The sequence below is a fragment of the Streptomyces sp. NPDC048415 genome, assembly GCF_040651675.1.
In the GTDB taxonomy this organism is placed as follows: Bacteria; Actinomycetota; Actinomycetes; order Streptomycetales; family Streptomycetaceae; genus Streptomyces.
Genome location: NZ_JBEZKJ010000076.1, coordinates 31,444 through 41,318, shown reverse-complemented (window position 1 = coordinate 41,318; position 9,875 = coordinate 31,444). Strand labels below are relative to the sequence as shown.

The following is a 9,875-nucleotide window of genomic DNA, read 5'->3' as shown; positions in this document are numbered from 1 at the left end:
GGTTTGAGGACGAGGCCGTTAGGCCGACGGCGGGGGTCTGGGGGCGGCAGCCCCCGGGTACGGCACGGCCGGTGCCGGGTGCCCGCCAACGGCAGCGCACCCGGCACCGACGGGGGGACTCAGCGCGCGTACCTCATCAGCGCCCGCACCATGTGGCACGTGGTGTCCGACGGGGGGTGCACACCGATGAGTTGCGCGGTGCTGCGTATCTTCTCGTTGCGGGCCTGGTTCGGCATATGGACACCGGAGTCGAGCAGAGCGATCGCGAGACGCATCGCCTTGAGCCGGCGGTTGTGCGTGACATACCACTCGCGGGGCCGCCCCGGCGGCAGCGGTCGCTTCGCCACGGGCTCGTACGGCAGCTCCAGCACAACCGCCCTCTTGGACGTGGACTGAGTGGGCAACGGCTTCAGTGCGGCAGCGGGCACAGGCATCCTCCTGTCGCGGACAGGGCACCGTCCGGACTTCCCGGCGACACCCTCGAACACTGCTTCTATTCTACCGTCGACCACTGACAAAAGCCGCTGGCCACAAGCACTTTGGGGGTGCCGTGACACCGGTGGGAGGGGAGGTCTCGCGTAACGTGTGCGGCATGGAGATCTGGATCAATCCGGCCTGTTCGAAGTGCCGTAGCGCGGTGAGTCTGCTTGATGCGGAGGGGGCGGAGTACACCGTCCGCCGCTATCTGGAGGACGTACCGACCGAGGACGAGATCCGCGCCGTACTGGAGCGCCTCGGGCTCGAACCGTGGGACATCACGCGGACCCAGGAAGCCGTGGCCAAGGAGCTGGGGCTCAAGGAGTGGGCGCGGGACGCCGGTTCGCGGGATCGGTGGGTCAAGGCGCTGTCCGAGCACCCCAAGCTCATCCAGCGGCCGATCATCACGGCGGACGACGGCACGGCGGTCGTGGGGCGCACCGACGAGGCGGTACGGGATGCCTTGTCCCGGTAGCACCCCCGGGCAACGCCAACTCCCTTGTGACTCACGCCACTTCAGTTGACTCCTGTAACCGTTGAGTAACCTCGTTCGGTATCTCGTACATAGCGGCGTACCGCTCCCCTCACCCAGGAGGCGCGCATGTCGCGTAGGAGAACTCTCAGCACCAGGAAGAAGCTGGCCCTGCTGGTCAGCGCCGCGGCCGTGGCCGGAGGCGGGGCCTTCGCCCTGGCCGCCACCTCGAACGCGGCGTCGGTGCAGAACGCGCAGGACTCGACGGTCTGCCAGGGCCTCGCCACCGCGCTCGGCAACAACCAGAAGTTCATCGACGGCCAGCGGGCCAACCCCGACGCGCAGTCGGCGGCCCGGATCGCCAACCGCGAGGCCGTCATCGCGCAGATCAAGGTGCAGCAGAAGGCGTCCGGTTGCGCGGTCGGGGAGTCGGCTCAGGGCTCCCAGACCGCCACGCAGCCGGCCCAGTCCGCGCCCGCACAGTCCGCGCCCGCGCAGTCGGCCCCCGCGCAGACCGCACCCGCGAACAACGCCGGTGGTGGTGGGGCCGCCACCGGGCAGCAGGTGTGCGCCGGTTCGACCGTCACGCTCTCCGGCGAGGGCGGCGCCCCGGCCGCGTCCAGCAACCAGTTCCCGGCCGGAACGAAGCTCAAGGTCACCAACCTGGACAACAACAAGTCGACGACCGTTCAGGTCACCTCGGTCTCCGGCAGCTGTGCCCTGCTGAACAACGCGGCATTCGAGCAGGTCCGCGAGCCCGGCAAGTTCCTGATCCGCAGGGCCCTTATCGAGAAGGTGGGGTGAGAGCAGGACACGCGTCGAAGGCCCTGTCGCTCCCGGTGTTCGGGAGCGGCAGGGCCGACACATGTCGCATGCGCCGCAGGGACGTGGAGGGCTCGCGCTCAACCCCATCGCATACGAGCCGTCGCTCCCGGAGGCGGCGGGAACGGCGCGCGGGGCAGGGCCGGCGATCGCGGTCGCGAACACTCTCGCGCACACGCTCCCCCACCGCCGGGGTCGAGTGAAACCGGGCACACACAGGCCAGGTAACACGGGGTTCACATTCGGGCAATGATCGGGAAATCGCCTGTTGACAGGCTGCCGGGCATCCCCAGCGGCGCCCCAGTGCCGCAGCGCCGCAGCACCCGCAAGTGCGACCGAAGACCCACCCCGAAGGATGTGGCCCGTGAGCTTCAAGGCTGAGTACATCTGGATCGACGGCACCGAGCCGACGGCCAAGCTCCGTTCCAAGACGAAGATTCTGGGCGACGACGCCAACGGTGCAGAACTGCCGATCTGGGGCTTCGACGGTTCCTCCACGAACCAGGCCGAGGGGCACGCCTCCGACCGCGTACTCAAGCCGGTCTTCAGCTGTCCGGACCCGATCCGCGGTGGCGACGACGTCCTCGTCCTGTGCGAGGTCTTGAACATCGACATGACGCCGCACGAGTCCAACACGCGTGCCGCGCTCGCCGAGATCGAGGAGAAGTTCGGCGCCCAGGAGCCGATCTTCGGCATCGAGCAGGAGTACACCTTCTTCAAGGGCTCGCGCCCGCTCGGCTTCCCGGAGAGCGGCTTCCCGGCCGCGCAGGGCGGCTACTACTGCGGTGTCGGCGCGGACGAGATCTTCGGTCGTGACGTCGTCGAGGCGCACCTCGAGAACTGCCTCACGGCGGGTCTGGGCATCTCCGGCATCAACGCCGAGGTCATGCCCGGTCAGTGGGAGTTCCAGGTCGGCCCGCTGGCGCCGCTGGAGGTCTCGGACCAGCTGTGGGTGGCCCGCTGGCTGCTCTACCGCACCGCCGAGGACTTCGGCGTCTCCGCGACGCTGGACCCGAAGCCGGTGAAGGGCGACTGGAACGGCGCGGGCGCGCACACCAACTTCTCCACCAAGGCGATGCGCGAGGGCTACGACGCGATCATCACCGCGTGCGAGTCGCTGGGCGAGGGCTCCAAGCCGCTCGACCACGTCAAGAACTACGGCGCCGGCATCGACGACCGCCTGACCGGTCTGCACGAGACCGCCCCGTGGAACGAGTACTCCTACGGCGTCTCCAACCGCGGCGCCTCGGTCCGCATCCCGTGGCAGGTCGAGAAGGACGGCAAGGGTTACATCGAGGACCGCCGTCCGAACGCCAACGTCGACCCGTACGTGGTGACGCGTCTGCTCGTCGACACCTGCTGCTCGGCCCTGGAGAAGGCCGGCCAGGTCTGATCCACCCTGCCTGAGCGAGGGGGCGCCCACCGTCGTGGTGGGCGCCCCCTCGCGTTGTCAGTGGCGCGTGCCAGTGAGAACTTCACCTGCTGCCGCACCTGGGACTGTCCACGGAGTGGGACGGCTCCCCGGACAGCGCGATCACGGTCACGGCCCTGACATGGCACAAACGGCTGGTTGGATAAGGGGACGCAACGTCAAGTTCACGCCAAGGAAGCGTCCGACCCTTGAGAGAAGTCTCCTGCCCGGCCCCGGCTTCTGCTTCAATGGGGCCATGGCCAGTTTCCAGAAGTACACCGCGACGGGTCGCCATGACCTCGAGCCCTTCTGGCCTTCCCGTCAGCATCACGACTTCGACCGGGTGTGTTGCCGCGCGATGAACGCGCCGGCCCTCTAACGCCGTATACCCCGGCCTTCGGCCAGCGCGCACGACGTACGTCCTCGACGGCCCCGACCACGAACTCGCGGTCGTCGACCTTCCCGACGAACTTCTCGCGCGAAAGAGCTGACCTCTCATGGCGACCACTCGTTCCTTCTCCTCCGTCGCGACGGCCCCCGCTCCTGCTCCGACCTCCGCCCCGCCCCGGCACCGACTGCGTGCCGTCGACCGGGACGAGGTGGTGGACGTCGCCGACTTCCTGCCGCCAGGCGCCACCTGGCTGCCGGCTCCCCAGCACACCCTGCCCGTACTGCCGGGGCAGCCGCCGATGATCGGCTACCTGGTCCTCGTACCGGCCGACCAGCAGCCCGCGCTGCCGGTCGCCGTGCCGGACCGGCCCGAGCCCGCCCCGGCCGCCGACGGTGACGACCCGCTGGTCCGCGTCGACACCGTGCAGCGCACCGCCGAGGTCGACGGAAAGCCGCTGGACCTCACCTACCTGGAGTTCGAGCTGCTGGCGCATCTCGTCGCGCATCCGCACCGGGTGCACACCCGCGACCAGCTGGTCACCACGGTGTGGGGCTACGGCCATGTGGGTGACGGGCGGACCGTCGACGTCCATGTCGCGCGGCTGCGGCGCAAGCTCGGGGCGCAGCACCGGCAGGCGATCCAGACCGTGCGGCGGGTGGGCTACAAGTACGCGCCGCCGACCGGGCGTTGACCGCACGTTGATCGTCCGCCGGTGACAGCGTCCACTGCCGGCGGATCTTCTGAGAGCAGATTTCCGTTCCGCCGCCCGGCCGTCCGTGCAGAGTTGTCCGCATGAGACTTCTGATGCTGGGCGGTACGGAGTTCGTGGGGCGCGCCGTTGTGGAGGCGGCGCTCGGCCGTGGCTGGGACGTGACCGTCTTCCACCGAGGACGGCACGAACCCCCTGCCGGGGTGCGGTCGTTGCTGGGCGACCGCACCGCTCCCGACGGGCTCGCGGCGCTTGCCGACGGTGAATGGGATGTCGTCGTCGACACCTGGTCGGCGGCGCCGCGGGCCGTCCGGGACGCGGCGCGGCTGCTCGCGGGCCGGGTTTCCCGGTACGTGTACGTGTCGAGTTGTTCCGTGTACGCGTGGCCTCCCTCCGCCGGGTACGACGAGAACGCTCCTCTCGTGGAGGGCGCGGCCGCGGGCGCGGAGCAGAGCGACTACGCGCGGGACAAGCGGGGCGGGGAGCTGGCCGTGCTCGACGCCTTCGGCTCGGCGGGGGCGCTGCTCGTGCGGGCCGGGCTGATCCTCGGGCCCTACGAGAACATCGGGCGGCTGCCCTGGTGGCTGAACCGGGTCGCGCGGGGCGGTCCCGTTCTCGCGCCCGGGCCTCGGGAGCTGCCGCTCCAGTATGTCGATGTGCGGGATCTCGCCGGGTGGGTTCTCGGGGCGGCGGAGGCAGGGTTGGGCGGGGCGTACAACCTCGTGAGTCCGCCGGGGCACACGACGATGGGAGGGCTGCTCGACGCGTGCGTTCGGGTCACCGGGGCCCAGGTCGAGCTTCGGTGGACCGAGCCCGAGGTGGTCCTTGATGCCGGGATCGAGCCGTGGACTCAGTTGCCGGTGTGGGTGCCGGGTGGGGGTGACCTGCATGCCGCGCTGCACTCGGCGGATGTCTCCCGGGCGGTCGTCGCCGGGCTCCGCTGCCGGCCCGTTCTCGAGACCGTCGCCGATACCTGGAAGTGGCTCCAGGGCCTCGGCGGGGTCGCGCCCCGGCGTCCTGATCGGCCCGCGGTCGGGCTGGACCCCGAGCTGGAGGCGAAGCTGCTGCGGCTGTGACCGATGGTGTTCCGCCCCGTCCGCCCCCTCCGCGCCTGCCCTCCCCCGCCCCTGCTCTCCCCCACTCTCGGCTGCCGCTCGAGAAGGGGGGACCCCCTCGTCCCCCCTTGGTGGCTCCGCCCCCAGACCCCGTCGCGCTTCGCGCTCGTCCTCAAACGCCGGACGGGCTGAAGCCAGGTGCTGCTACCACCACTCCCCACCGGGGTGCCCGGCCCAGTGACCCGCCCCCGGCCGGTCGGCAAGACTGACGGCATGGAGACGCAACGCACCGAGATCCAGGCGCGAGCGCGGGACATGGTCGTGAGCGGGGCCCGCGGGTTGGCGCTCGCCGTGGTCGGGATGGCCGGCTCGGTCACCCTCTTCGTGCTGGCCACCGTGTCGCTCGCGCTCATACCCGCCGGCGTGGGAATCGTCACGACCCCCTGGGTACTGACCGCGGTCCGCGCCTTCGCGAACGCGCGGCGGATCGTCGCCGCCCAGTGGTCCGGCATACGGATACCGGCCGCGTACCGTCCCGTACCCGAGGGTGCCACCCCCTGGGCACGGTGTCGGCTGATGCTCGGGGACCCCGCCACCCGGCGGGATCTGGTCTGGCTGCCGTTCGACATGACCGTGGGTTTCGTCACCGCGATGCTGCCCGCCGCGCTGGTCCTCTACCCCGTCGAGGGATTCGCGCTGGCGCTCGGCCTGTGGCGGGTCTTCACGGACGGCAGCTACGTCGGCTGGTGGTACGGCTTCGTGCCGGTCTCGGGGCAGGGCACCGCCCTCCTCGCGGGAGCCCTGGCCGCCGTACTCCTCGTCGGCGGCTATCGCCTCTCCCCGCTCCTCCTGCGCGTCCACTTCCGGATCACCCGGGCCGTCCTCGCCCCCGGTCACGGCGAGCTCGCCGAGCGGGTGCGCGTGCTGACCGAGACGCGGCGCGACGCCGTGGACACCTCGGCGGCCGAACTGCGCCGCATCGAGCGGGATTTGCACGACGGAGCGCAGGCGCGGCTGGTCGCGATGGGCATGGATCTGGGGACCGTCGAGGCGCTGATCGAGAAGGATCCGGCCAGGGCCAAGGAGTTGCTCGCGCAGGCCCGCAAGTCCTCCGCCGACGCGCTCACCGAGCTGCGGGATCTCGTGCGGGGTATCCATCCACCGGTGCTCGCGGAGCGCGGACTGGGCGACGCGGTACGGGCGTTGGCGCTTCGGCTGCCCCTGGTGAGCGAGGTGAGTGTGGAGCTGGCGGGCCGGGCGGACGCGCCCGTCGAGTCCGCCGCGTACTTCGCCCTCAGCGAGGTACTGACCAACGCGGTCAAGCACTCCGGCGCCGACCGCGTCTGGGTCGACCTCCATCACGCCGACGGCATGCTGCGCCTCGCGGTCACCGACAACGGCAAGGGCGGCGCACGGATCGACGCGGGCACGGGCCTGGCGGGGGTCGAGCGGCGACTGGGTACATTCGACGGCGTCCTGGCCGTCAGCAGCCCCGCGGGCGGTCCCACCATGGTCACCATGGAGATCCCTTGCGCGTTGTCCTAGCCGAAGACCTGTTCCTGCTGCGTGACGGACTGGTCCGGATGCTCCAGGCGTACGACTTCGAGATCGCCGCGGCCGTCGCGAGCGGCCCCGAACTCAGCCGTGCCCTGGCCGAGTTGGAGCCGGACGTGGCCGTGGTGGACGTACGGCTGCCGCCCTCACACACGGACGAGGGGCTGCAGTGCGCGCTGGCGGCCCGCCGCGACCGGCCCGGACTGCCGGTGCTCGTACTGTCGCAGCATGTGGAGCAGCTGTACGCCCGGGAGCTGCTCGCCGACGGCGCGGGCGGGGTCGGCTATCTGCTCAAGGACCGGGTCTTCGACGCGGAGCAGTTCATCGACGCCGTGCGAAGGGTCGCGGCGGGGGGTACGGCGATGGACCCGCAGGTGATTCAGCAGTTGCTGTCGCGGCGGTCCACCGTCGACCAGCCGCTCGGACGGCTCACGCCGCGCGAGCTGGAGGTGCTCGAACTGATGGCGCAGGGGCGGTCGAACGCGGCGATCGCCGGCCAACTCGTTGTCACGGAGCGGGCGATCGCCAAGCACACCTCCAACATCTTCGCCAAGCTGGGACTTGAGGTCTCCGACGACGACAACCGACGCGTCCTCGCGGTGCTCGCCTATCTGGACCGGGGCGATCGATGAATCCGGTCGGCGGCGCTGAACATAATTCAAAAAACCCTCGTTCAAACCTGTTACGGAAGATCAACTCCCGTTATTTCGCGGGCTTCTGGGACCCTTGCGCCGGAATTGACCTCATGAACTTCTAAGATTTTCCTAGGTTTCTGAACGCCTCACGCGCCCCCTGCGTATGAGAGGGAGCCGCTTCACTCCTGTCGGGCGCCTCGCTGCCCCGCAAGGAAGTCAGAGGAGTTCCATGGGACGCAACATTCGAAAACGCCGTTCGCCGCTGGCCGTTCGCGCCGTGGCCGCGTCGGCAGCTCTCGCGATCGGTGGGGGTGGGCTGATCTGGGCGAATTTCTACGCTTCGGCACACGAGGAGAACTCATCTCCCAACACCACCAAGGCCGCCGCCGCTCAGGTGGCCACCATCAGCTGCCCCGACGTGGGGCAGCAGTTGACCAATGTGCCGAACGCGGCGAAGTGGGGCGTGGCCAAAGAGCTGGCGAACCTCGACAAGCAGATCACCGAGGCCTACGCCCGGCTGGCCTCCACACGGCAGGCCCAGACCAACGACGCGGGCTTCGTCCAGAACGCCATCCTGGGCCCGCTCAAGGAGAAGCGGACCGCGGTCATCGGCCGGATCAAGATCGACTTCAAGCGGGCCTGGGCCACCGCCCCGGGTTCGCTGGACGGTCTCGCCGCCTGTACCGCAACCCCCGCCGACCAGGCCCAGACCAACGCCGGCGGCTGGAACAACAACGGCCAGAACAACGGCGGCCAGAACAACGGCGGCCAGAACAACGGCGGCCAGGCCAGCGCCTCCCCGGCCCCCAGCGCGTCGGCATCGGCCAGTCAGCCGGCGGGCAACGGCGGTCAGCAGGCCGGCAACGGCGGTCAGGCCGGTAACGGTCCCGCCGCCGCCGACTTCGTCGACATCACGCAGGTCCAGGCGAATGTCGCCCAGAAGGCCCGGACCCGGGCCGGCGGTTCGTCCGGCACGTTCACGAGTTCCTGCGGTGTGAACGCCAACAAGAAGTTCAACACCGACAACGTGATCGTGGCGCCCGGTGTCAGCAACGGCGCCCACCACCTGCACGACTACGTCGGCAACCAGTCGAACGACGCCTTCGCCAACAACGACACGTTCGCCGCGGCCCAGACCAGCTGCGCGAACCAGGGCGACAAGTCGTCGTACTACTGGCCGGTGCTGCGTGTGCAGGACGGCACGCAGGACTTCGACCAGAACAACGCCGGCGGGGGCACGGAAGGCAACGCCGGTAAGGTCCTGCAGGCCAAGTCCGCGCAGATCAAGTTCGTCGGCAACGCGAAGAGCAAGGTCGTCGCGATGCCGAAGTTCCTGCGCATCATCACCGGCGACGCCAAGGCCTTCACCAACGGCCCCGCCAATGCCAACGCGCACTGGAGCTGCACCGGCTTCGAGAACAAGGTGCAGCTGACGGACAAGTACCCGATCTGCCCCTCCGGCAGCAATGTGGTGCGGACCTTCAAGTTCCAGAGCTGCTGGGACGGCCAGAACATCGACAGCGCCAACCACCGCACCCACGTGGCCTTCGCCGACGCGGGCGGCAACTGCGCCAATGGCTTCAAGGCGATTCCGCAGCTGACGATGCGTCTGGTGTACAGCGTTCCGGCGCCGACCATCGCGAACGGGGTCGTGAAGAACCCGTACGCCGTCGACGGCTTCCAGGAGCAGCTGCACAAGGCGATCACCGACCACGACGACTTCATCAACGTCTTCGACGAGAACCTGATGAACAAGGTGGTCACCTGCATCAACAACGGCCAGCGCTGCAAGTAACCCACTGAGAGAGCCGGTGGCGGGGAATCCCGCCACCGGCTTTCCTCTACCCCCAAAGTCCTGCGCGGTCAGCCCCCGGCGTGACCGGAGTGCGCGGTCTCGGTCCCCCCACCACCGCTGCCTCCCGAGTGGTGCGAGGCCCCCTCCTCCACGGTTCCGCCGAGCTGGCCGCGCAGCGTCGTGACCATCTTCTGGTCCCCGACGGCGACCCACTTCGCGCCGACGAGATACGAACCGCCGTAGTCCTTGGCCCCGTTGAGCCACTCGCGCTGGCCCCGGTCGGTGGCGAAAGTCGCCAGGATGAACTTGCCGTCGCTGATCTTGCAGACGCCCTGGCGGATCTCGTCCGCGTCCGTCTGGATGTCCGGCTTGCACTTCACCTCGGCCGCCAGGTCCTCCAGGCTGCCGGTCGCCGTGGCCGGGACCGTCTCCTGGTCGGCGGCCCCCTTGTCGCCCGATCCGCCGCAGCCGGTCAGCGCCAGCAGGGCCACGGCCGCCCCGGCCAGAAGTTTCTCGCGTGTCAACCTCATACGTTCCTCCGGTACCTGTCGGCG

General features: G+C 69.6%; 11 protein-coding genes. 9 read left to right on the top strand and 2 right to left on the bottom strand.

The features are described from left to right. Nucleotides 1–119 precede the first annotated feature (119 nt). The gene (locus tag AB0D27_RS34405; RefSeq protein WP_362516473.1) at nt 120–428 is read right to left on the bottom strand and encodes a hypothetical protein; all 309 of its coding nucleotides are present in this window, start codon (nt 426–428) and stop codon (nt 120–122) included. Between the two features lie 164 nt (nt 429–592). Here AB0D27_RS34405 and AB0D27_RS34400 point away from each other — a divergent pair, with 164 nt between their 5' ends. The 9 genes from AB0D27_RS34400 to AB0D27_RS34360 all read left to right on the top strand — a co-directional run bounded on the left by AB0D27_RS34400 (nt 593) and on the right by AB0D27_RS34360 (nt 9,321). Next, nucleotides 593–952 (top strand): arsenate reductase family protein, encoded by a 360-nt coding sequence (locus tag AB0D27_RS34400; RefSeq protein ID WP_362516472.1) that lies wholly within the window; start codon nt 593–595, stop codon nt 950–952. 126 nt (nt 953–1,078) lie between these two features. After that, nucleotides 1,079–1,753, top strand: a complete 675-nt coding sequence (locus AB0D27_RS34395; protein ID WP_362516470.1) for a hypothetical protein — start codon at nt 1,079–1,081, stop codon at nt 1,751–1,753. Between the two features lie 382 nt (nt 1,754–2,135). Further along, nucleotides 2,136–3,164, top strand: coding sequence for a glutamine synthetase (gene glnII / locus AB0D27_RS34390; RefSeq protein WP_362516468.1), 1,029 nt, complete (start codon nt 2,136–2,138; stop codon nt 3,162–3,164). Between the two features lie 160 nt (nt 3,165–3,324). Continuing rightward, on the top strand, nt 3,325–3,561 hold the full coding sequence (locus AB0D27_RS34385; protein WP_362516467.1) for a hypothetical protein: 237 nt from the start codon (nt 3,325–3,327) through the stop codon (nt 3,559–3,561). A gap of 118 nt (nt 3,562–3,679) precedes the next feature. Next, entirely contained in the window at nt 3,680–4,264 is a 585-nt protein-coding gene (locus AB0D27_RS34380) for a winged helix-turn-helix domain-containing protein (protein WP_362516465.1), read from the top strand. Nucleotides 4,265–4,365: 101 nt separating this feature from the next. Next, a complete protein-coding gene (locus tag AB0D27_RS34375; protein WP_362516463.1) occupies nt 4,366–5,358 on the top strand; it encodes an NAD-dependent epimerase/dehydratase family protein in 993 nt (330 codons plus the stop codon). A 252-nt stretch (nt 5,359–5,610) separates the two neighbouring features. Then, nucleotides 5,611–6,882: a sensor domain-containing protein gene (locus AB0D27_RS34370; RefSeq protein WP_362516461.1), complete on the top strand. Its 1,272-nt coding sequence runs from the start codon at nt 5,611–5,613 to the stop codon at nt 6,880–6,882. After that, entirely contained in the window at nt 6,867–7,523 is a 657-nt protein-coding gene (locus AB0D27_RS34365) for a response regulator transcription factor (protein ID WP_362516459.1), read from the top strand. Before AB0D27_RS34370 ends, AB0D27_RS34365 begins: the two co-directional genes overlap by 16 nt. A 232-nt stretch (nt 7,524–7,755) precedes the next feature. Beyond that, the gene (locus tag AB0D27_RS34360) at nt 7,756–9,321 is read left to right on the top strand and encodes a DUF1996 domain-containing protein (protein ID WP_362516457.1); all 1,566 of its coding nucleotides are present in this window, start codon (nt 7,756–7,758) and stop codon (nt 9,319–9,321) included. Between the two features lie 68 nt (nt 9,322–9,389). Here AB0D27_RS34360 and AB0D27_RS34355 read toward each other — a convergent pair whose 3' ends face one another. Then, nucleotides 9,390–9,851, bottom strand: coding sequence for a hypothetical protein (locus AB0D27_RS34355; protein ID WP_362516455.1), 462 nt, complete (start codon nt 9,849–9,851; stop codon nt 9,390–9,392). Nucleotides 9,852–9,875: the final 24 nt, after the last annotated feature.